Genomic DNA, 22,754 nt, shown 5'->3' with positions numbered 1-22,754 from the left:
CGCCGATGGAGCGGCGGCCGGCGGCGGCACCGGCGGGCGGCGGCTCGCGCTTTAGCGATATCGACGACGACATTCCGTTCTAGGCCGCACCACAGCAGAAATCCGGGCCAAAATCCCGGATTTTTTGCTATAGAATGAAATCGGCGGCCGAGAGATTGGCTTTCAAGACATCGTTCAGCTTGATGTACTCGGTTGTTCCCGACAGATAGATCAGCGTATAGCCGCTTTTTTGCGCGATGCTGATCTTGTCGAAAGAAGCAAAGCGCCACGCGCGAAGGTCGATCTGATCTTCACCCGGCTTGAAATACGTGATCGTATCCTTGCCGCTGCCTCGGTCAAAGCCAAACACGTCACGGCCTCCGCCTCCATCCATGGTGTCGTTCCCGGCGCCTCCGTTAAGATAATCGACGCCTGTCCCGCCATAGGTCGAGTCGCCGATCAGCCGATCGTTCCCGGCGCCCCCAAGGAGGGTGTCGTTTCCATAGGTTACGGACGGACTGGTGACGGCAGCGTCGCCATAAAGGATGTCGTTGCCGGAGCCGCCGCTGAGATAATCGTGTCCTGCTATGCTCTGGTCCGCCAGGGTCGCGGCATCGCCGTATAGGATATCGACGCCGGAGCTTCCATAGATGTGGTCGTCTCCGCCCGTCGACGTGCCGGTCAGCGTAAGCGCATCGCCATAGAGAAGATTGTTGCCGCTCTCTCCATAGATGAAGTCCGCGCCACCTTTCGAGGCTCCGGACATCGCATACGCATCCCCATAGATCCGGTCGTTGCTTGAACCGCCGTACAGCCTGTCGTTCCCGCCCAGCGTCGTGTTGTACATCGTCGAGGCGTCGCCATAGAGCTTATCCTCGGAACTGCCGCCCTGAAGGACATCGCTTCCGCCGATCGCGGAATGTTTGAGATAACGACCATCGCCGTAGATCGTATCGCGGCCGTTCTCGCCGTAGAGGGAGTCGGCCCCGCCTCTTGCTCGGTTGGACAGGAGGTAGCCGTCTCCATAGAGCACGTCGTCATCGTCGCCGCCATACAACCTGTCGGCTCCGCCGACGGCATACTGGGTGAGGTTATAGGCGTCACCGAAGAGGCTGTCATAGCCGCTTTCGCTCCAGATCTTGTCGGCTCCGCCACGGGCATAGCTCTTCATGGCGTAGGCGTCGCCGTAAACGACATCGCGGTCGGGGCCTGTCCAAATCGTGTCACCACCGCCGCGCGCAATTGAACTCAGCGTAAAGGCGTCTCCATAGATGAAGTCGGCACCACGATAGCTGTGGATCTGGTCGCTGCCTGTCGCACGGGTGCTGGAGAACGTGCCCCTCGCGTCCCCGAAGATTCGGTCCGAAAGCTCTGTACCTTCAAGGAAATTGCCACTCAGAGAACCTGTTTTTGTCGTCATTGCCACTCACCAGAAATCAGAAGCAGCAGATGTATGTGAATATTTATAACGTATCAATTAACGTGCATGCGTCATGTTGCCTTTGACACGGGATGTTGCCGGACGGTGCCTGCGAACGGTTCAAAGGGTCGCTGCGGCTGCCCGCATGGGAGATGACATCCCGGGTTCCCGCCGGTATGAACGGTCGGCGATTGAACGTTCCGTCCCCCCTCATTTGCGCGATTGATCATGACCTCCCAAGCCCTCGACACGCTCTTCACCTGGATCCGCACGGAAAGCCCCACCCACGATGTGGCGGGCGTCAACCTGATGATGGATCTCGTGGTGGCTCAGATGGCCGACGCGCCCGTGGCCGTCGAGCGGCTGCCGGGCCAGCAGGGTCTGGGCGATACGCTGGTGCTGCGCGCCGGCCCGGAACGGGGCGAGCCCGGCATCCTCATCATGTCCCACCTCGATACGGTTCACCCCGTGGGAACGATCGAGAAGGACCTGCCCCTCCGGGTCGAGGGGGACCGGCTCTACGGCCCCGGCATCTACGATATGAAGGGCGGGGCTTATTTCGCCCTTGAAGCCTTCAAGGACGTGGCCCGCCGGGGAAGCGCGGCCCGGCCGATGGTCTTCATCGTCACGCCCGATGAAGAGATCGGAAGCCCGACGACGCGGCCGGTCATCGAGGATATCGGCCGTGCTTCCGCTATGGCTCTCGTAACGGAACCTGCGCGGGATGGCGGCCGGATCGTCACGTCGCGCAAAGGGGTCGGCCGTTTCGACGTGCATGTGGAGGGTCGTCCCGCCCATGCGGGCTCGCGCCATAAGGACGGACGCAATGCGATCTATGAGGCGGCGCGCCAGATCCTGGCGATCGAGGCCCTGACCGATTACGCGCGCGGCATCACGACGACGGTGGGCATGGTGTCCGGCGGGACCGCCGTGAACACGATCCCGCAGCATTGCCGCTTTCCGGTCGATCTGCGTGTGGAAACCGTCGCGGACGGAGAGCAGATGACGAAAGCGATCCTCGGATTGGCGCCGCAGAATTCCGACTTCAAGGTCAATGTGACCGGCGGCATGAACCGGCCGCCCTATGAGCGCTCCGAGGGCACGGCGAAGCTGTTCGACCATGCCAGGACAATCGCGGCCGAGATCGGGATCGACCTCGTGTCCTGCGACAAGGTCGGCGGGGGCTCTGACGGTAATTTCACCGCCGCCATCGGCGTCCCGACATTGGACGGTCTCGGGATCGACGGGGACGGCGCCCATACGCTCAACGAATACGGCCTGATTTCATCGATCGCTCCCCGCCAGGAGCTGATGACGCGCCTTCTCGAAACCCTGCGCTGAGCATGGTCCAAATCAGCGACCTGCGCGCTCGGCCTGGATTTGCCGCGACGGTCGCGGACCGCATCTGGCGGGCGTTCTGGCAGGAGGACGGACATCCTCTCAGCCTGCTCACGGATCTGGTCGGTCAAAGCCTTGGAGCCGACCCGATTCCGACCGCGTTCGTAGCGCACGACGATGAGCGCTTTGTCGGGACGGTTTCACTGATCCTCTGCGATGAGGAGAGCCGTCCTGAATATTCGCCTTGGATCGCTGCGCTCTGGGTCGAGCCGGAATTCCGCGAGCAAGGCATAGGAGAGCGGCTCGTCACGCGTGCGTTCTATCGCGCAGGTGAGCTCGGGATCCACCGTGTCTACCTCCTTTCAGGCGAAAGAAGGCGCAGCTTCTATGAAAAGCGCGGATGGACGATTTTTGAGGAAAACGTCTCCAAGCCGGGGCTGCATGTTCTGATCCGGGAGCACGCCGCCTAAGACCCGGCTCTGCCATGTGGTGCCCGCACTCCATTAAGGTCCATCGCGCTCAAGGGCCTGCGAGGACTCTTTTTGCTACGCCTTGATTTTAGAAAAGAACCTTTAGAGCTTTAAAGGATGAAGTCATCCGTTTCGAAGTATGGCGGTTGATAGAGATAGGCATGGCTTCCATACTTGTTACTATCTTCCCTAAAGACAATTTTACTGCCGTCCGAGAACGTCATCGAAGCCAGGGAGCCGACTTCTTGGGGTGTATAGTCGATCAGAGCTTCCACTTCGGCAAACGACTTGAAGTGCCACGCTCTTAGGTCAATCTTGTCTTCATAACCACGACCGACGAAACCAGTGAATCGGAAGATGACCGTGTCACTGCCGAAACCTTTGTCGAAGACAAGAACGTCCACGCCCTCCTCGCCGTCTACGTAGTCATTGCCAGCCCCGCCCACCAGAAGGTCATTGCCGAGGCCGCCGGAAAGTCTATCGTTGCCGTCGCCGCCGTAGAGCTTGTCGTTCCCTCCGAAATGCGAGGTCTCCGGATCCCTCATACCTTCACCAGGCCCTCCGAAAATGGTGAAGACATCGTCCCCGCAGATGTCATCGTCACCCTCACCGCCGAAGATGGTGTCCCTGCCACCAACCGCCTGTGGAGAATACATGCGTTGAGCGTCGCCGAAGATGAGATCATTTCCTGTGCCGCCGTCGATGTAATCGTTGCCCCCAATGGACTTGCCTGTCATTTGAAAGGCATCGCCTCGGATAATGTCGTTGCCGGCCCCGCCATACAATTTGTCGTGGCCACCGCGAGCCTTGTCGGACATTAGCTTGGCGTCGCCAAACATCATGTCGTTGCCCTTTTCGCCGTACAGAACGTCACGATTGCCACGGGCGGAGCCGAGCATCGCGTAAGCGTCGCCATAGAGATAATCGTTGCCGCTGCCGGCCCAGAAGACGTCGATGCCGCCGATGCCTTTTCCTGAGATCTTGAAGGCATCCCCATAAAGCTTGTCGAGGCCGTTGTAGCCGTAGAGCCTGTCGTTGCCCCCGTATCCGGCAGAAAAAGGGCTGGCGTAATCTCCATAAAGGTCATCGTTCAGGCCTGAGCCTTTAATAGTCTGAGAGTGAGGTCCACCAACCTTCTCAACCATTATAACGTCTCCAAACTTAAATGCTCCTCCGCGTAATGGGAGGCTCTGTTCATAAATACGATATAGCGTTCTATTTAAGTATGTCGACTCTATGATTTTAATTTTGTGAGTGTTCGAAGGGTCATTCTCTCCACTACTTGGCCGTTTCCAGGAGCGCCTTTACCCCGTTGATGATGAACTGTACGGCAAGGCCTGCGAGGATAACGCCGAGGAGGCGGCTGAGCACGATGTTGCCCGTCACGCCGAGAAGGCGCGAAACCCGTTCCGCAGCCATGAAGACGGCAAAGCAGGAGATGACGCCGAGCCCGATGAGGGCGATCAGGGACGAAAGGTAGACGACATCACCGTTTGCCCGGCCGGCGAGCAGGATGACGGCAGTGATGGCGCCCGGGCCCGCCATGAGCGGAATCGCAAGAGGAAAGGCCGCGACGTTGCGGATGTGATCCTCGGTGATGGCCACGTCCGCCGTATGCTGCTTGCGCTCGTTCCGGCGCTCGAACACCATCTCGAAGGCGATCCAGAACAGCAGCAGCCCGCCGGAGATGCGGAAGGCCGGAATGCCGACGCCCAGAAGCCGCAGCAGCACCTCGCCGCCCAGGCCGAAGAAGGCCAGGATGCAGAAAGCGATCAGGCTGGCCCGGATGGCGACCCGTTTCCGCTCCTCCGCGTTCATGCCGCCGGTCAGGGAGATGAAGATGGGCGCGAGCGCTGGCGGATCGAGAGTCACCAGGAGCGTTACCAGGGCGCCGGAAATGTAGTCGAAAAGCATCGGTGGGACCTTGTCGTGAGCTTTGCTTTATGGCGTCGTCACCGGGGTTTGACGAGAGGGCGTTGCAACGATGTTTACGATTTTGGACCAAATCAGCTGGCCCGGTTCGGCCGAGAAGGCCAATGAGGATGCCTGCGGTGCGTCCGAGAATTGGGCATGGGTCATCGATACGTCCATTTTTCCCGGAACGCGTCCGATCATGCATGAGAAGAGCGACGCCACCTGGCTCGCGCGGTTCGCGACGGAGAGACTCTCGGAACTTGCCGCCCGGGCTTATGAGGGCGACGGTCCCGCCCTCCTGCGGCACGTGATGGAGGAGGCGAGGGTGGCTTTCATGGCGAAAGCCCCTGAGGAGCGCCACGACTTCCTCTCCTGGCCGGTGGGCGCCATGACCCTCGTTTATCGGAACGGCGGGATGCTCGACACCTGGACCTTCGCGGACACGACGGCCTATATCCGCCATCCGGACGGCCGCGTTCAAACGGTCGGCGAGGCTCCGGAGCTGCGCGTGCATGAATCGGCGAAAGCCGCCGAACTCCTCAAGGCGACCGGGTCTACCCCGAAGACCATCTTCGATGCGCCTCTCTTCCAGGATTGGCTGACGGAGCGCCGCCAGCGCCAAAAGGCCGGAAAGGGCCTTGCGCTGTTGGGACTTGATCCCGATGCGTCGAGCCGCCTACGCCATGAGCGCGTTCCATGTGAGGACGGCGCGGTGATTCTTCTCGCCAGCGACGGGTTTTCGGCGCTGGTGGATCTCTATGGAGCCTTCGATGCCGGTTCTCTCCTGGAAGCAGCGCTTGACAACGGCCTTGAACCGCTCGTGCGGCGGGCGCGGGCGATCGAAACGGAGGAAGATCCTTCCGGTACGCGCTATCCACGCTTCAAGGAAAGCGATGATGCCACGGCCCTGCTCGTGAGGGCTTAAGCGGCCGGCGCGGCAGGCTCGGTCGCGGGGGGCTGCGCCTCGGACGCGGGGGCGTGGCCGCCCGCATAGCGGACGAGGGCGGCGATCCGGTCCTCTACGGATGGGTGCGTGGCGAACAGATCGGCAAAGCCTGACCGGGGATTGTCGAGGCAAAGCTCCATCACGGCGGAGGGCACGCCTTCGAGCTCGCCTTTGCCCTCGATCTTCCTGAGAGCCGAGATCATGGCATCCGGGTTTTTGGTCAGCTCGACGGAGCCTGCATCGGCGAGAAATTCGCGCCGCCGCGACAGGGAAAACCGGATGACGACGGAAAGGCCCCACGCCACCATGATGAACAGCGCGGCGACGACGATCGCGACGAACTTGCCGCCGCCGGATTTCTTCGAGTCCGACGAATCCGTGAGCAGATCCGGGCTCTCCCAAAGTAAGCGATAGATCATGTCGCCGATGAACGACATGATGCCGACCACCAGCACGGCGACCATCATGGTGCGGACATCGCCGTTGCGGATATGGGTGAGCTCGTGCGCGAGCACGGCTTCCAGCTCCCGCTCGTTCAGGAGGTCGACGAGCCCGCGGGTGAGGGTGATCGTGTATTGCTCCGGCCGCGTTCCGCTTGCGAAAGCGTTGGGAGCCTTCACCTCCAGAATGCGTAGCTTAGGCGGGGTCATGCCGCGGGAAATGCAGAGATTCTGCAGGAGGTTGGAGAGACGACGCTCGTCCTTCCGGCCGATCGCCCGTGAGCCGGTGGCGAGGTCAAGAATAAACCCGTTGAAACGAAAGCCGCACCAGACCCAGAGCCCGACCAGGGCCGTGACGAGCGGCGAAAACCACAGGCTGTCCCGGATGGCGCCCTGGAGAAGGCCTTCGAAAGTTCCGGAACCGTCGTCCTGCAGGGCACGCAGCAGGAGCGCCAAGCCGAAGGCCATCAGGTAGAACAGCACGAACAGGCCGGCGATCAGGAAAACCGAGCGCCGGCGATTGCTCTGGATGTGAGTGTAGAGGCCGAAGGCCGGAAACACGCGGATCCCCGTTTAGAAGGCAACCTTGGGCGGGACCTCGAGGGCCTTGCGTTCGGTCTCTCCCACATCGAAGAAGACCTGGGGGCGGAAGCCCATGAGGCCCGCGAAGAGGACGGCGGGAAAGTGCTGGATCGCCGCATTGTACTCGCCGACTCCGTTGTTGAAGAACCGCCGGGCCGAGGCGAGCTTGTCTTCGATGTCCGCCAGGTCCGTCTGAAGCTGCTGGAAATTGGCGCTCGCCTTCAGGTCCGGGTATGCCTCCCCCAACGCCACCAACCGGCCCAGGGCACCGGAAAGGGCATTCTCGGCCGCTGCCTGATCGGCGGGACCTTGCGCCTTGAGGGCCGCATTGCGCGTTTCCACGACGGCCTGGAGCGTATTCCGTTCATGGGCCGCATAGCCCTTCACAGTCTCGATGAGGTTGGGAATGAGATCGTGCCGCTGCTTGAGCTGCACGTCGATATCGGCAAAGGCCTGATTGACCCGGGTCCGCAGAGTCACGAGGCCGTTATAGACGATGATCGCATACAGCACGACAAAGGCGCCAACCGCCCAGACGACCCAATTCATGGCTTTCAGCCCCCAAATTCCCTTTCGTCACCCATGCCACGACTGCTCCGAAACGGCAAGTTATGACGTTTCAGGATAGGCCATTAGGTGGCCGAAAAGGCATGCCGGTGCGGAAGAGAGCTCCATGCGGCAGATTGCGTCCTGAACTTTGGTGCTCTCCCCTTTGGAAAACGCCCGAAATGCCTTGAAAAATTGCTCCCGATCGACCATCTAAGGAATTGATTTTCTTTGGATTCGCATGGGTCTCCCAGGCTTGAAAGATGCGGCGGCAGGTCGCCACGGGCCGGCGGGGGCTGATTTGAGAAAGACCGACTTTGACCGATCCGAATGACAACCGCACGGGTGGCCCCGGGGGCGACCAGCCGGCCAGCGACGTGAAGCTGATTTCCATCGTCGACGAGATGAAGCGCTCCTATCTCGATTACGCCATGAGCGTGATCGTGAGCCGCGCTCTTCCCGATGCGCGCGACGGCCTGAAGCCGGTGCATCGGCGCATCCTCTATTCGATGCACGAGAACGGCTACACGCCGGACAAGAAGTACGTGAAGTCCGCCCGTATCGTCGGCGACGTGATGGGTCAGTACCACCCCCACGGCGACCAATCGATCTACGACGCCCTCGTGCGCATGGCCCAGGATTTCGCCATGCGGGTCATGCTCGTGGACGGGCAGGGCAATTTCGGCTCCGTCGACGGCGATCCGCCTGCGGCGATGCGCTATACGGAGTCCCGTCTCTCGCGGGCGGCCATGCCGCTCCTCGACGACATCGACAAGGACACGGTCGATTTCACGCCAAACTATGACGAGTCCAAGCACGAGCCGGCCGTTCTCCCGGCGCGTTACCCCAACCTGCTCGTAAACGGCGCCGGCGGCATCGCGGTCGGCATGGCGACGAACATGCCGCCCCACAACCTCGGCGAGGTGATCGACGGCTGCATGGCTTATATCGACGATCCCGATATCTCGGCGGAGCGCCTGATCGAGATCATCCCGGGTCCCGATTTCCCGACCGGCGGCCTCATCCTGGGCCGTTCCGGCGTGCGCTCGGCCTATACGACCGGCCGCGGTTCCATCGTGATGCGCGCCAAGTCGGAAGTCGAGGAGGTCCGCAAGGAACGGGAAGCTCTGGTTTTCACCGAGATTCCCTATCAGGTGAACAAGGCCTCCCTGATCGAGAAGATCGCCGAACTCGTTCGCGAGAAGAAGCTCGAAGGCATCTCCGACCTGCGCGACGAGTCCGATCGCGACGGAATGCGGATCGTCGTCGAGATCAAGCGCGACGCGATGGCCGACGTGGTGCTGAACCAGCTCTACCGCTATACGCCGCTTCAGACGAGCTTCGGCGCCAACATGGTGGCCCTGAACGGTGGACGGCCTGAGCTGATGACGCTCAAGGATCTGATCCGTGCCTTCGTGGATTTCCGCGAGGAGGTGGTGTCCCGCCGGACCAAGTATCTGCTCGGCAAGGCTCGCGAGCGGGCCCATGTCCTGTGCGGTCTGGCCACCGCGGTTGCCAACATCGACGAAGTCATTCGCCTCATCCGGACTGCGCCGGATCCGAATGCCGCCCGCGAGTCCCTCATGAGCCGCAACTGGCCGGCCCAGGATATCGCGCCGCTGATCGCGCTGGTGGACGATCCGCGCCACAAGATCAACGAGGACGGCACCTACCGTCTGTCGGAAACACAGGCGCGTGCCATTCTCGATCTTCGTCTGCAGCGCCTGACAGCCCTTGGCCGCGATGAAATCGGCGATGAGCTCTCGAAGCTGGCTGCCGAGATTTCCGACTATCTCGACATCCTGCGCTCGCGCGATCGCATCATGGGGATCATCAAGGATGAGCTCACCGAGATCCGGAATGCCTATGCGACCCCGCGCAAGACCCAGATCGTGGATTGGGATTCGGATGTCGACGACGAGGATCTGATCCAGCGCGAGGACATGGTCGTCACCGTCTCCCATGCCGGCTACATCAAGCGGGTGCCGCTTTCGACCTACCGGGCGCAGCGGCGCGGCGGCAAGGGCCGTTCCGGCATGACGACGCGGGATGAGGATTTCGTCACGCGGCTGTTCGTGGTCAATACCCACACGCCGGTGATCTTCTTCTCCTCGAAAGGCAAGGCCTACAAGGAAAAGGTCTGGCGTCTGCCTCTCGCCGCGCCTAACGCGAAGGGCAAGGCACTCGTCAACATGCTGCCCCTGGAGCAGGATGAGCGGATTACCACTATCATGCCGTTGCCCGAGGACGAGGCGTCCTGGGACAAGCTCGACGTGATGTTCGCGACCTCCCGTGGGACTGTGCGCCGCAACAAGCTGTCGGACTTCGTGCAGGTGAACCGGGGCGGCAAGATCGCCATGAAGCTGGACCAGGGCGAGGCCATCGTCGACGTGCAGATCTGCACGGAGAATGACGACGTGCTTCTCACCACCGCCAAGGGCCAGTGCATCCGCTTCGCAGTGCCCGAAGTGCGTGTCTTCAAAGGGCGCGACTCCATGGGCGTTCGAGGCATCAATCTCGCCGATGGCGACCGGATCATCTCCATGGCGATCCTGCGCCATGTGGACGCGACGGGTGAGGAGCGGGCCGGTTATCTCAAGATGCGCCGCGCCGTCACCGGTGAGCAGACCAACGGCGACGCCGAGACCGCAGATGCCGCTGACGAGGAAAACGTGTCGGCCGATGCGCTCTCCATGGAGCGTTATACGGAGATGAGTGCCCTCGAGCAGTTCATCCTGACCCTTTCCGAGAAGGGCTTCGGGAAGCGGACCTCCTCCTACGAGTACCGGATCACGGGCCGCGGCGGCAAAGGCATCACGGCGATGGCCGTGAACGGGCGCAATGGCCAGCTCGTGGCGTCGTTCCCGGTGGAAAATTCCGATCAGATCATGCTCGTCACCGACGGCGGCCAGCTGATCCGCGTGCCGGTCGATGGGATCCGGACGGTCGGCCGGAACTCGCAGGGCGTCACCGTCTTCTCGACCAAGGGCAAGGAACGTGTCGTCTCGGTGGAGCACATCGAAGGTGAAGATGCCGAGGATGATGGCGACAGCGGAGAGGAAACCGAAGTCGCCGAGGCGAACGACGAATAAGGCGTTCTTGGACGATTGTCTCAAGGGGTCGGCCCGGTGCCGGCCCCTTTTTTATGGAGGTTTCCATTTCACGGCCGGGACGAAAGCCGATCTGTCCGCGATTGTGAGTGGCGCCGGGATAAACGTTCGAGCAAGTCAGAACGAGCGATGCATCTCGGTCCGGGCCGTCGGCCGAGCCCGATACCACATGGCTGTCGTCCGGTTACACCGGCGCGTGAGTGATTCCGGCAAGAGCTGCTGGGCTGAGGACGAGAACGGCCGTGGCGACGACGATCAGCAAGCGAACGATCATGGGACCCTCCTTCCAAAAAGGTCGCCTTTGTTATGATATGGCGTTGGCCGGACGGCTGTGCGTCGGCGCACGGCTTGCCCCGAGCCCATTCTCAAGCTACGCCTTGTCGCGATGAACCGCACCGCGCTCTATACCGGCAGCTTCGACCCCGTGACCAACGGCCACCTCGATGTGGTGCGGCAAGCCTGCCGTCTGGCAGACCGGCTCGTCCTCGCCATTGGTGTCCATTCCTCCAAGGCCCCCGTTTTCTCGGCGGAGGAAAGGGCCGAGCTGCTCCGGGCCGTCTGCGCGCCGCTCGCCGCCGAAACGGGAACGGCGCTGGAAGTCACGACCTTTGACGACCTTGCCGTCGAGGCAGCCCGGCGCCACGGAGCGACGTTGATCGTCAGAGGGCTAAGGGACGGAACGGATTTCGACTATGAAATCCAGATGGCCTCCATGAATGCGGCCATGGCTCCCGGTGTTCAGACAGTATTCCTGCCGGCTTCGCCCCCGGTCCGCCCCATCACCGCCACGCTCGTACGTCAGATCGCCGGAATGGGCGGCGACGTCTCGGCTTTCGTGCCGGCTCTTGTCGCCGCGCGATTGAAGGCCAAATTCAAGCGGCAATAGCGCCGCCTTTCCTCGAAGGAGTCTACTTCATGAAGCGTTTGCTCATCGCCGGAGCGCTCGTGCTCGCGGGTCTGGTTCCCGCCGCTGCCCAGCAGGCCGCGGATCCGCAGAACACGGTCTACCTCGATACGAAGGATGGCCGCATCACCATCCGCCTGCGTCCGGACCTCGCGCCGAAGCACGTTGAGCAGATCAAGGCACTCACGAAGCGTGGCTTCTATAACGGCGTTCCGTTCCATCGGGTGATCGAGGGCTTCATGGCCCAGACCGGCGATCCCACCGGCACCGGCACGGGCAAGTCCGACCTCCCGAATATCCCGGCTGAGTTTACCAAGACCCAATACAAGAAGGGGTCGGTCGGCATGGCCCGCTCGCAGAGCCCCGATTCTGCCAACAGCCAGTTCTTCATCTGCTACGAGGGCTGCGGCCCGCTGACCGGGCAATACACCCTCTTTGGCGAGGTGGTTTCCGGAATGGACGTGGTTGATAAGATCAAGAAGGGTGATCCGGCCTCCAACGGCATGGTCAATAGCCCCGACAAGATCGTCAAAATGCAACTGGCCGCCGATGCCAAATGATGGCTGATCGGTCGGCACATCGGGCGCGGTGGCTTACCGCCGCGCTCTTTCTCGCGATGATCGGGCTCATGCCCGCCGCCGCGCAGGACTTGTCGCCGTCCGATCAGTTCGAGGATCCGCTCCAGCAGCTCGATCCGGCCCCAGGATTGCCGGAGAGCATCAACGGGACGATCCGCCCGGGCAAAGGCGAGCAGGTCAGCCGGATCGACAATCTGTCGGGCGTGTTCCAGGCTTTGCAGGCGTGCTGGCATCCGCCCGCCGGTAGCGGGTTTTCCGGCCAGGAGGTTACGATTCGCATTGCGTTCAAGCGCAATGGAGAGGTTCTTGGCCAGCCTCGGATCACCTATTACAGGGCCGGTAACCTGCCCGATCAGCGGGAGCCTTTCACCCGCTCGATTCGTGAGGCCTTTACGCGTTGCACGCCGTTCCCCTTCTCGGAAAAGCTCGGCGGTGCCATCGCGGGGAGGATTTTCACCTTCCGTTTCTCCGACACACGGCCTATGTGACCGGCAGAAGCGCTGTTTTTCGCGTTCAAGACATCACTTAATTCAGGAGACGACGATGGCCGATCCCGAGAACACAATCATCATGGAAACCACGAAGGGCCGGGTCGTCATCGAACTCCGCCCTGACCTCGCGCCAAAGCACGTGGAGCGGATCAAGACGCTGGCCCGCCAGGGCTTTTATGATGGGATCGCCTTTCACCGGGTGATCGAAGGCTTCATGGCCCAAACGGGCTGCCCCCAGGGCACCGGCACCGGCGGTTCGGATCTGCCTGACCTTCAGGCCGAGTTCAACGCCGAACCGCACGTGCGCGGCGTCTGCTCCATGGCGCGGACGAACTATCCGCACTCTGCCAACTCTCAGTTCTTCATCGTGTTCGATGACGCGCGCTTCCTGGACAAGCAATATACGGTTTGGGGCAAGGTGACCGAAGGCATGGAGAACGTCGACAAGATCAAGCGCGGCGAGCCCGTGCGCGATCCGGATCGCATCGTTTCCATGAAGGTCGCGGCGGACGCCGCCTAAACGTCACGTCAGGCTTTTGTCACTCCGGCGAGAGGGATGACCTGCTCGTCGGAGTGACGAGTTCAAGCGCCATGCGCGTCGACCTTTTCGATTTCGAACTTCCAGAAGACCGCATCGCGCTCCGTCCCGCGGAGCCGCGCGACGGAGCGCGCATGCTCGTGGTGAAGCCGGAGGGGCCTTGCTTCGAGGATCGGATCGTGCGCGATCTTCCGGACCTGTTGCAACCCGGCGACGTGCTGGTCCTCAACAACACGAAGGTCATCCCGTCGCGCCTGTATGGCCTGCGTGTTCGGGACGAAACGAGCGCCCGCGTCGAGATCATGCTGCATAAGCGTGAGGGGCAGGACCGTTGGCGCGCCTTCGCTCGCCCGGCCAAAAAGCTTCAGGTCGGGGATCGGATCCGTTTCGGGGAGGCGTCCGAAGGCACCGCCTGCGAGCTTGTCCGCCTCGATGCCGAGGTGGAAGCGAAAGGCGAGGGCGGGGACGTAACCCTGCGCTTCTCGTTCACCGGCGCCTTTCTCGATGAAGCGATCGCAAGGCTGGGGGAACTCCCGCTGCCTCCCTATATCGCAGGAAAGCGGGAGACCGATCAAAAGGACGAGCGCGACTACCAGACCGTTTTCGCGAAGGACGAGGGGGCCGTCGCCGCGCCCACCGCCGGTCTGCACTTTACCGATGACCTTTTCCGCCGCCTCGATGAACGGGGGATCGACCGCCAGTTCGTAACGCTGCATGTGGGGGCCGGGACGTTCCTGCCGGTGAAGGCGGAGGACACGACGGAGCACCGCATGCATGCCGAGTGGGGAAGTGTCTCCGCTGCGACGGCCGATGCGCTCAACAGGGCCCGCGCCGAAGGGAGGCGTATCGTTGCGGTCGGCACGACGTCGCTGCGCCTTCTTGAAAGTGCCGCCCGGGAGGATGGCACGATCGCGCCGTTTTCGGGCGACACGGATATCTTCATCACGCCTGGATATCGGTTCCGGGCGGTGGATATCCTGATGACGAATTTCCATCTGCCGCGCTCGACCCTGTTCATGCTGGTTTCCGCGTTCGCCGGTCTCGAGACCATGCGCGGTGCGTATGCCCACGCGATCGAGACGGGCTATCGGTTCTACTCCTATGGCGATGCGAGCCTGCTGTTCAGGGTGCAGGCCCATACGGCGCCTGACGCGTCGCAAACAGCGCAGACGAATTCATTCCATCACGATTGAGAGATGCTCTTCCGTCGGTCTGTTCGACGGGAAGCAACAAAGAGGCTTTAATGACCACGGACCAATTCACCTTCACCGTGACCAAGAGCGACGGGAACGCCCGGACTGGCGAAATCCGGATGCCGCGAGGGGTGATCCGCACACCTGCCTTCATGCCGGTCGGCACAGCTGCGACCGTCAAGGCCATGTATCCCGATCAGGTCAAGGCACTCGGGGCCGACGTGGTGCTGGGCAACACCTATCATCTCATGCTGCGCCCAAGCGCAGAGCGCGTCGCAAAGCTCGGCGGGCTTCACAAGTTCATGAACTGGCCGTACCCGATCCTGACGGATTCGGGCGGCTTCCAAGTGATGTCCCTGGCGGCCCTGCGCAAGATCGACGAAACCGGGGTGACGTTCCAGTCGCATATCGACGGCTCCACCCATGTCATGACACCGGAGCGGTCCATCGAGATCCAGGGTCTGCTCGGCTCCGATATCCAGATGCAGCTCGACGAATGCGTGCGATTGCCATGTTCGGACGACGTCGCCGAGAAGGCCATGCGCCTGTCGCTGCGCTGGGCTGAGCGCTGCCGCATCGCCTTCGGGGAGCAGCCCGGCAAGGCGATGTTCGGGATCGTTCAGGGCGGGGCCGTGGAGCGGCTGCGGGTTGAGAGCGCGAAGGAACTCGCCGACCTGAACCTCAAGGGCTATGCCATCGGTGGGCTCGCGGTCGGCGAGCCGCAGGACGTCATGCTGCGCATGATCGAGACCGTCGAGCCGCATATGCCCAAGGAAAAGCCGCGTTACCTGATGGGTGTCGGAACGCCCGACGACATCGTTGAGGCCGTCCGTCGCGGGGTCGACATGTTCGACTGCGTGATGCCGACCCGCGCGGGACGCCACGGGCAGGTCTTCACCCGTTTCGGGCGCATGAACCTGCGCAATGCGAAATACGCGGAGGATATCCGGCCTCTCGACGAAGGATCGAAGTGTGCGGCCTCGAACACCTATTCCCGCGCCTACCTCCACCATCTCGTCCGTTCGAACGAGATCCTCGGGATGATGCTGCTGACCTGGAACAATCTCGCGTATTATCAGGACTTGATGGCCGGGCTGCGCAAGGCCATCGCCGAGGGCCGGCTGGAGGACCACATCGCCGAAGTCAAGGAAGGCTGGGCCAAGGGCGAGCGCGACGGTATCGCCGAGCATCTCGACAACATGGCGACCGGCGGCGAGGACTAGATCCTCGCCCCCTTATTGTTCGCGGTCGCGCAGGATCGCGCTCCGCTTCAGCCCAGGGCCTTCACTTCAGCCCAAGGCCTTCAAATGCCGGATCGGTCGCCCCGGCGCGATCATTTCCGCCGCAGCGATGATGCCTTGCGCATCAATGCCGAAATGTCGGTAGAGATCCTGCACGGTTCCGGTCTGGCCGAAATGCTCGACGCCCAAGGAGCGAGTGCGGTGGCCCATGACCGAGCCGAGCCAGGCGAGCGTCGCGGGGTGCCCGTCCAGAACCGTCACGAGCCCGCAATGGGGCGGCAGATCTCCGAGCAGGCGCTCGATATGACTGCGGGCATGGACGAGGCCCCGTTCACGGGCGCGCTGAGCAGCGGTCCATCCGGCGTTGAGGCGATCGGCCGAGGTGATGGCGAGGAGACCGACGTCCCGCCGGTCTTCGGCCATGAGCCCCACGGCCTCGATGGCCTCCGGCGCCACCGCGCCCGTATAGGCGACCACCACCTGCGCATTGGGTCCCGGCTTGCGCAGCCAATAGGCACCGTCGACGATATCCGACTCAAGAGCTGCGTTCATCTCGCGCTGCGGCTGGTCGATGCTGCGCGTGGACAGGCGAAGATAGACGGATCCACCCGTTTCGTCGCGAAGCCAGGAGCGCTCGTTCGGTTCGCCTTCGCCATCCCGCTGGAGATAGTCGAAAGCCCATCGCAGAATGATGGACAACTCGTCCACGAAGGCCGGCTCGAAGGAGGCGAGCCCGTCCTGCGCCATGCCGATAAGCGGCGTTCCGATGGATTGGTGAGCGCCGCCCTCCGGGGCGAGGGTCACGCCTGACGGCGTGGCTGCGACGATGAAGCGGGCGTCCTGGTAACAGGCATAGTTCAGCGCATCGAGCCCCCGGGCGATGAACGGGTCGTAGAGGGTGCCGATCGGCAGAAGGCGCTCCCCGAAAAGGGAATGGGACAGTCCAAGGGCGGATAGCAGGATGAACAGGTTCATCTCGGCGATGCCGAGCTCGATATGCTGCCCCTTCGGGCTGAAGTCCCAGGTGAACGTGGAAGGGATGCGCTCGGACCGGAAGATGTCTTTCATCTCCTCCTTGGCGAAAAGACCGCGCCGGTTCACCCAGGCTCCGAGGTTGGTCGAAACCGTCACGTCAGGTGCGGTGGTGACGATGCGGTCGGCCAGAGCCTCATTGGAGCGGGCGAGTTCGTTGAGGATGAGGCCGAACCCCTGCTGGGTCGACATGGCGGGCTGCTGCGGCGTCGTCAGTGCAGCCGGAACGGGCACTTTCGGCGCGTCGAAGCGACGCCTGCCTTGAGCGTTGAAGGGAACGGACGCGAGAAACCGCTCGAGCTCCGCCTGCGGCAGACCCAAGCCCTCGAACTTTTCCCACTCGTGTTCCGGCCTCACATTGGCGCTTGCCCGGTACCCATCCATCTGGGTCGGCGTCAGCAGGCCGGCATGATTGTCCTTGTGCCCGGCCAGCGGCAGGCCGAACCCCTTGATCGTGTAGGCGATGAAGACTGTCGGACGGTCGTGGTCGATGGACTCGAACGCCTGAAGGAGGCTCGGGAGATCATGCCCGCCGAGGTTGGACATCAGACGCGCGAGTTCTTCGTCCGAACGGCGCTCGATGAGCCTCGTCACGTCGCCCTGGTCGCCGAGATCGTCCATCAGGCGCTTGCGCCAGGCAGCTCCGCCTTGGAAGGTGAGGGCGGAATAGAGCTGGTTCGGACACGAATCGATCCAGTCGCGCAGGCGCTCACCGCCCGGCTCACGGAAAGCATCCTGCATGAGGGAGCCGTGCTTGAGCACCACGACGTCCCAGCCGAAGGAGCGGAAAATCGACTCGAAACGGGCGTAAAGTCCCTCTCTCACGACCGCGTCGAGGCTCTGTCGATTGTAGTCGATGATCCACCAGGTGTTGCGAAGGCCCTGCTTCCACCCTTCGAGAAGGGCTTCGAAGATGTTGCCCTCATCCATCTCCGCATCGCCGACCAGGGCGATCATGCGGCCCTCCGGATGGCTCTGTCGCCATCCGTGGGCCTTCACGTAGTCCTGAACCAGGCTGGCGAAGAGGGTTTGGGCGACGCCAAGCCCGACCGAGCCGGTGGAAAAATCCACATCGTCGATGTCCTTCGTTCGAGACGGGTAGGACTGGGCACCCTTGTAACCGCGGAAATTCTCGAGCTTTTCCCGTGTCTGGTGGCCGAGAAGGTATTGGATTGCATGGAAGATCGGGCTGGCATGAGGCTTCACGGCCACCCGGTCCTCCGGTTTTAGCACGGCGAGATAGAGTGCCGTCATGATGGTTGAAAGGGAGGCCGAGGAGGCTTGGTGCCCGCCGATCTTCAACCCATCCCGGTTCGGGCGGAGATGATTGGCATGGTGAATGGTCCAGCTCGACAGCCAGAGGATCTTGCGCTCGAACTCACTGAGGTAAGGCAGGCGAGGGTCGGTCATGGAGATGCCCAAAAATGGGAGCGGAGTGGCCCACGCACGGCGAATCCACCCCGCAGTTGCGGAATTTGGGACCCATACTAGGCCTTTTTGATTGACCCGCCAGCCGATAGCCCCTATTTCGGGCTCACCTCTGGGAGCGCGTAGCTCAGCCGGTAGAGCATCTGACTTTTAATCAGAGGGTCCTGGGTTCGAGTCCCAGCGCGCTCACCAATACTTTCAAAGGGTTACCGGCATCTGCCCTTTGATCTGTTTCCGTCCGGACCGCAAATAGATTGCTGGCCGTAATGGCAGACCTCGATCTTCCCGGATCCGGCCGCCTTCGGAAGCGAGGGCGACGAAATGCGACGCCCAGCTTATCCAATGGCGACGCAGGCGGTTGCCTCCGGACCTGCCGGTGGGGAGGGGACGCTCTTACAGCGACGCCCGGATCTTCATTCCATTCCGTTGCAGCGTGAAAGATGTCCGGTGCGCCAGGCGCTCGAACCCCGTCGCCTTGCCTTCCAAGACGGACGATCCATGACCTTACACGACTATTGGGTCCGCCGGCCGTCGCTGTCGAAGAAGTGCAATCGGTCCGGCGCGATGGTGAGGCCCAAGAGCGTATCCGGTTCGATCGATGGACCGTCATATGCAACCAGGAAGACCTCGCCTCCGGGCAGTTCCACATGCAGCAGCGACGACGCGCCCGTATACTCGCTGAGAAGCACCCGCCCGCTGACGAGACCCGAACCGGGATCGGTCAGCGTGAGATCCTCGGGCCGCATTCCGACATGACTCGCACGACCGGGGCTGCCCGGCAGCGCTTTCGCGACCGAGCCGAACGGAAGGATGTTCATCTTGGGACTGCCAATGAACTGCGCAACAAACAGATTGCCGGGTCGTTCGTAGAGGTCGCGCGGTGTGCCGACTTGCTCCACGAGGCCGTCACGCAGCACGACGATCTTATCCGCCAGCGTCATGGCCTCGATCTGATCATGCGTCACATAGATCATGGTACTGCCGAGACGCTTGTGCAGGGAGGCGAGCTCAGAGCGCATATGCACCCGCAGCTCCGCATCAAGGTTCGACAGAGGCTCGTCGAACAGAAACACCTCCGGATCACCGACGATCGCGCGACCGATGGCGACGCGTTGCCGCTGCCCGCCGGAGAGTTCGCGCGGATAACGGTCGAGGAGAGGTTCAAGCTTCAGCGTCCGAGCGGCGTCGTTGATGCGCCGGGCGCGCTCTTCGGTCGGCACCTTTCGCACCTTAAGGCCAAAGCCCATATTGTCGCGCACGTTGAGATGCGGATAAAGCGCGTATGACTGAAACACCATCGCAACCCCACGGCGGGCCGGCGGCGTCTCGTTGACGGTCCGTCCGCCGATCCTGAGTACGCCTGAGCTAATGTCCTCCAGGCCCGAGATCATTCGCAGCAATGTGGATTTCCCGCAGCCGGACGGTCCGACGAAGACGACGAATTCCCCATCGTCAACCGACAGATCGACGCCACGAATGACTTCGACCTTGCCAAAGTTCTTTTTAATGTTGCTGAGAGAGAGACTGGTCATGGCAAGATCCGATATGCGGCCGAGATTGCAGCCTAGCCCTTTACGCCGGAGAGCGCGAAGCTCTCGATGATCTGACGTTGGGCGATGAGATAGACGATGAGGATCGGGACGACCGCAAGGCTGGTCGCGGCCAATTGCAGGTGCCAGAGCGGCATGCCGTAGGGATCCGTAAAGTTGGACAGTGCGAGCGGCAACGTGAACTTCTGTAGCGACGAGACGAAGATCAGCGGCTCCAGAAAGAGGTTCCAGGAATTGAGGAACGTGATGATGGCGACGGCGGCAAGCGCCGGACGGGACATCGGCAGCGCGATGCGCCACCAAACCCCCAGCCGCGACAGGCCGTCCATCTTCCCTGCATCCTCCAGTTCCTTCGGCAAGGCGAGGAAGTACTGCCGCATGAGGAAGGTCGCCATGATGCCCTGCGGCCCGAATGTCGGCAGCAGGATCAGGGGCCAATGCGTGTCCACGAGGCCGGCCCAGCGCATCATGAAGAAGTTCGGTATGATCGTCACTTCCTCCGGGACCATCAGCGCTGACATCAGGAAAAGAGCAATCAGCGCAGCGCCCGCGAACCGCATGCGTGCGAGCGCATAGCCTGCCAGGGACGAGACGAGCAGCGTCAATGTCGTCACGGTGACGGCAATGTAGAGCGAATTGAAATATTGCCGCGCAAAGGGCTGATAGTTGAAGACGTCGATGAAGTTCCGCCATTGCCATTCACGCGGAACAAGGCTGGGCGATCCGAATATCTCGGCCGCGCTCTTGAAGCCCGAAGACACCATCCAGAGGAACGGAAACACGAACGGAATTGCGACAACACAGAGCGCAATCGTCCAGCAGGCTCGATTGAGAAGGCGAATTCGGCGCCGCGTCAGAGATACGCTCACGTGTCCCTCCGGCGCAGCACGAGTTGGAAGAGAGTCAGGATCATGACGATGACGAACATGATCATGGCAAGCGCCGACGCATAGCCGACATCGAAGAACTGGAAACCTTGCTGATAGATGTAGAATGCAAGGACAAGCGTGCCGTTCTCCGGGCCGCCGCCGGTCATTTGATAGATGTGATCGAACACTTTGAACGACCCGATCGTGGTGATAACCATGATGACCAGCGTCGTGGGTCCCAAAAGCGGCCAGGTGATCCAGCGGAATATCTGCCAACCCGATGCGCCCTCGAGCCGGGCGGCTGCCTCATAGTCGCGCGGGATCGCTTGTAGCGCGGCGATATAGAGGATCATATTGAGGCCGACCATCTTGATGACCCGGGTCACGATCACCGCCGCCATCGCCCAGTTCGGCTCGCGCAGCCAGTTGGGTCCGTCGATGCCGATCTGAGCAAGGATCTGATTGATGAAACCCGCTTCTCCCTGAAGCAGGAATTTCCAGACGATTGCCCAGGCCACCGCAGATGTGACGACCGGCGCGAAGAACACGGTGCGGAAGATGACGACGCCCGGGAACCGGCCGGACAGGGGAAGCGCCAGCGATAGGGCCAGCGCCATGTTGAGAGGCACCAGTCCGACCGCGAAGATCACCGAGTTGCGAACGACGTGCCAGAAGTCCGGATTGCGGAACAGGGCATCCTCGTAGTTGTCGAGCCCGACGAAGGTGGCCTGCTGCGTGAGCAGGTTCCACTCAGTCAGGGAATACCAGGCCACAGCGATCAGCGGCCCCACGAAGAAAATCAGAAACCCGGCTAGCGTGGGGCTGATGAAGAGCCACGCCTCCATCGCCTCACGCATCTTCAAGGTGAGCCACGACGCTTTCTCTCGGTCCGTCGTGTCTCTCATTGTCAACGTCTTCGCCACCGCGCAGCCTCAGAGCAGCGGTTGAATGGCGGTGCAGATGGCCTTCAACGAAGCCTCCACGTCGGCATTGGCGCGCCAGAGAGCGTCAACCCGCGGCTTCATCGCAGCGAGGATCTGCGGGCTCTTTTCATGGGCCGGCAACACTCTGCCCTTGGCGATAGCGTTGGCAACCACCTTCATTTGCTCAGGCGGAATGAGGTTGTTGGATTTGATGAAGGCGTCGCTTTCGAGAACGCTCTTGCGCGCGGGCGGGAAAAACTGGGCGGCAGCGGCCACATTCTCCTTGTTCGTCACGTGAGCCACGAACTCGGCGGCGAGCTGCTTTTGCTTTCCTGCAGAGAAAACGACAACGCCGGCCTGTCCTATGACCGGTGACTCGCCCCCTGCGCCCGTGGGAAGGGGAGCAATGCCCCACTTGAAGCCCGCTTTCGGCATGAGCGAGGCGCGCGAGATCTGGTTAATGGTCATGGCGGAGCCGCCAGAGAAGTAGTCTCCCTGTTCGCCCGGGGGCACGATCGACTTGTCCTTGAAGACCATGTCGTGCAACTGCTTGACCGCCGCTACAGCCTCGGGTTTGTCGAAGCCGCACTGCTTGTTGGCCCACACATCCCCTCCGGCAGCGCGGATCGGCGGCATCAGCGCGTGCATGATGCGTGTGTCGTAGCCCTGGCCGTCCTTGAACTCGAAGCCCCACTTGCCGGAAGTATCCTTGAGCTTCTTGGCGACTTCCTGGAACTTCGTCATGTTCCATTGGCCCTTCGCCGCCAACGCATTGGGATCTTCCAGACCTGCCTTGTCGAAGAGGTCCTTGTTGTAGAAGATCACGAAGGGTGAGGTCGAGAAGGGCACCCCGTAGACCTTGTCTCCCGCCGTCCAGAGACCTAGCGCAGGTTTGGAAAAGTCCGCGAAGTCGTAACCTTCGGCCTTATTCAGCACCGGGGCGAGATTTTCCAGAACGCCTGCCGAAGCGAAGGTCGGCGCTGCGTCCTCCATCAACCACCCGGCATCAGGCGGATTGCCGCCGGCCAATTGGAAGGTCAGTTTCTGGGTGTAGTCGCCAGGCGGGATCGTCTCATACTTGACGGTCACATCTGGATGCTTCGCCTTAAAGCTCTCCGCGAACCCATTGAGCATCTTGAGATGCGCTTCATTGCCTGTCCAAATGGTAAAGCGGAGCTCGGCGGCGGCGAGAGGGCCTGACATCATCCCAAGCGCCAGTACCGTCGTCGTCACTCTCTTCATTGTTGTTTTCATGGTTCTCC

The 22,754-nt window shown here is 61.8% G+C and carries 20 protein-coding genes and 1 tRNA gene; 11 read left to right on the top strand and 10 right to left on the bottom strand.

Annotated features, from left to right (window positions below; all coding sequences use genetic code 11):
- Window positions 1–127: 127 nt before the first annotated feature.
- Entirely contained in the window at window positions 128–1,399 is a 1,272-nt protein-coding gene (locus tag LJD17_RS11435; protein ID WP_227384276.1) for a calcium-binding protein, read from the bottom strand.
- Between the two features lie 228 nt (window positions 1,400–1,627).
- Between LJD17_RS11435 and LJD17_RS11430 the strand changes: the two genes are divergently transcribed.
- A complete protein-coding gene (locus tag LJD17_RS11430) occupies window positions 1,628–2,740 on the top strand; it encodes a M20 family metallopeptidase (protein WP_227384275.1) in 1,113 nt (370 codons plus the stop codon).
- Window positions 2,741–2,742: 2 nt separating this feature from the next.
- Entirely contained in the window at window positions 2,743–3,207 is a 465-nt protein-coding gene (locus LJD17_RS11425) for a GNAT family N-acetyltransferase (protein WP_227384274.1), read from the top strand.
- A gap of 110 nt (window positions 3,208–3,317) precedes the next feature.
- On the opposite strand, the gene LJD17_RS11420 is transcribed toward LJD17_RS11425, so the two are convergent.
- Window positions 3,318–4,352 (bottom strand): calcium-binding protein, encoded by a 1,035-nt coding sequence (locus LJD17_RS11420; protein WP_227384273.1) that lies wholly within the window; start codon window positions 4,350–4,352, stop codon window positions 3,318–3,320.
- 133 nt (window positions 4,353–4,485) lie between these two features.
- Window positions 4,486–5,121: a MarC family protein gene (locus LJD17_RS11415; protein ID WP_227384272.1), complete on the bottom strand. Its 636-nt coding sequence runs from the start codon at window positions 5,119–5,121 to the stop codon at window positions 4,486–4,488.
- Between the two features lie 70 nt (window positions 5,122–5,191).
- On the opposite strand from LJD17_RS11415, the gene LJD17_RS11410 reads away from it, so the two are divergent.
- Window positions 5,192–6,046 (top strand): protein phosphatase 2C domain-containing protein, encoded by an 855-nt coding sequence (locus LJD17_RS11410; RefSeq protein ID WP_227384271.1) that lies wholly within the window; start codon window positions 5,192–5,194, stop codon window positions 6,044–6,046.
- Here LJD17_RS11410 and LJD17_RS11405 read toward each other — a convergent pair.
- Window positions 6,043–7,068: a M48 family metallopeptidase gene (locus tag LJD17_RS11405; RefSeq protein WP_227384270.1), complete on the bottom strand. Its 1,026-nt coding sequence runs from the start codon at window positions 7,066–7,068 to the stop codon at window positions 6,043–6,045. The two genes, LJD17_RS11410 and LJD17_RS11405, sit on opposite strands and share 4 nt — an antisense overlap.
- 12 nt (window positions 7,069–7,080) lie before the next feature.
- Entirely contained in the window at window positions 7,081–7,638 is a 558-nt protein-coding gene (locus LJD17_RS11400; protein WP_227384269.1) for a LemA family protein, read from the bottom strand.
- A 401-nt stretch (window positions 7,639–8,039) separates the two neighbouring features.
- Between LJD17_RS11400 and gyrA the strand changes: the two genes are divergently transcribed.
- The 7 genes from gyrA (at window position 8,040) to tgt (ending at window position 15,672) form a co-directional block, all read left to right on the top strand.
- Window positions 8,040–10,727: a DNA gyrase subunit A gene (gyrA, locus tag LJD17_RS11395; RefSeq protein WP_406600795.1), complete on the top strand. Its 2,688-nt coding sequence runs from the start codon at window positions 8,040–8,042 to the stop codon at window positions 10,725–10,727.
- Between the two features lie 403 nt (window positions 10,728–11,130).
- Window positions 11,131–11,631 (top strand): pantetheine-phosphate adenylyltransferase, encoded by a 501-nt coding sequence (gene coaD, locus LJD17_RS11390; RefSeq protein ID WP_227384323.1) that lies wholly within the window; start codon window positions 11,131–11,133, stop codon window positions 11,629–11,631.
- Between the two features lie 29 nt (window positions 11,632–11,660).
- A complete protein-coding gene (locus LJD17_RS11385) occupies window positions 11,661–12,209 on the top strand; it encodes a peptidylprolyl isomerase (RefSeq protein ID WP_227384267.1) in 549 nt (182 codons plus the stop codon).
- Window positions 12,206–12,715: a hypothetical protein gene (locus LJD17_RS11380; protein WP_227384266.1), complete on the top strand. Its 510-nt coding sequence runs from the start codon at window positions 12,206–12,208 to the stop codon at window positions 12,713–12,715. The genes LJD17_RS11385 and LJD17_RS11380 overlap by 4 nt, the downstream gene beginning before the upstream one ends.
- Window positions 12,716–12,770: 55 nt before the next feature.
- Window positions 12,771–13,238: a peptidylprolyl isomerase gene (locus tag LJD17_RS11375; RefSeq protein WP_227384265.1), complete on the top strand. Its 468-nt coding sequence runs from the start codon at window positions 12,771–12,773 to the stop codon at window positions 13,236–13,238.
- A gap of 71 nt (window positions 13,239–13,309) precedes the next feature.
- Window positions 13,310–14,449, top strand: coding sequence for a tRNA preQ1(34) S-adenosylmethionine ribosyltransferase-isomerase QueA (queA, locus tag LJD17_RS11370; RefSeq protein ID WP_227384264.1), 1,140 nt, complete (start codon window positions 13,310–13,312; stop codon window positions 14,447–14,449).
- Window positions 14,450–14,499: 50 nt separating this feature from the next.
- Window positions 14,500–15,672, top strand: coding sequence for a tRNA guanosine(34) transglycosylase Tgt (tgt, locus tag LJD17_RS11365; protein WP_227384263.1), 1,173 nt, complete (start codon window positions 14,500–14,502; stop codon window positions 15,670–15,672).
- A gap of 66 nt (window positions 15,673–15,738) precedes the next feature.
- Here tgt and LJD17_RS11360 read toward each other — a convergent pair whose 3' ends face one another.
- The gene (locus LJD17_RS11360) at window positions 15,739–18,132 is read right to left on the bottom strand and encodes a transketolase-like TK C-terminal-containing protein (protein WP_227384262.1); all 2,394 of its coding nucleotides are present in this window, start codon (window positions 18,130–18,132) and stop codon (window positions 15,739–15,741) included.
- Window positions 18,133–18,266: 134 nt separating this feature from the next.
- Here LJD17_RS11360 and LJD17_RS11355 point away from each other — a divergent pair.
- A tRNA-Lys gene (locus tag LJD17_RS11355) sits at window positions 18,267–18,342 on the top strand.
- Between the two features lie 320 nt (window positions 18,343–18,662).
- Here the strand turns inward: LJD17_RS11355 and LJD17_RS11350 are convergent.
- The 4 genes from LJD17_RS11350 to LJD17_RS11335 are packed head-to-tail and all read right to left on the bottom strand — an operon-like array spanning window position 18,663 to window position 22,734.
- Window positions 18,663–19,682, bottom strand: a complete 1,020-nt coding sequence (locus LJD17_RS11350; RefSeq protein WP_227384261.1) for an ABC transporter ATP-binding protein — start codon at window positions 19,680–19,682, stop codon at window positions 18,663–18,665.
- A gap of 32 nt (window positions 19,683–19,714) precedes the next feature.
- Window positions 19,715–20,557: a carbohydrate ABC transporter permease gene (locus LJD17_RS11345; RefSeq protein ID WP_227384322.1), complete on the bottom strand. Its 843-nt coding sequence runs from the start codon at window positions 20,555–20,557 to the stop codon at window positions 19,715–19,717.
- 8 nt (window positions 20,558–20,565) lie between these two features.
- Window positions 20,566–21,474, bottom strand: a complete 909-nt coding sequence (locus tag LJD17_RS11340) for a carbohydrate ABC transporter permease (protein ID WP_227384260.1) — start codon at window positions 21,472–21,474, stop codon at window positions 20,566–20,568.
- A gap of 27 nt (window positions 21,475–21,501) precedes the next feature.
- The gene (locus LJD17_RS11335; protein ID WP_406600794.1) at window positions 21,502–22,734 is read right to left on the bottom strand and encodes an ABC transporter substrate-binding protein; all 1,233 of its coding nucleotides are present in this window, start codon (window positions 22,732–22,734) and stop codon (window positions 21,502–21,504) included.
- Window positions 22,735–22,754 lie beyond the last annotated feature (20 nt).

Source organism: Microvirga rosea (assembly GCF_020595095.1).
GTDB lineage: Bacteria > Pseudomonadota > Alphaproteobacteria > Rhizobiales > Beijerinckiaceae > Microvirga > Microvirga rosea.
The sequence above is the reverse complement of the archived record's forward strand: the minus strand, read 5'-3'. Positions and strand labels throughout refer to the sequence as shown.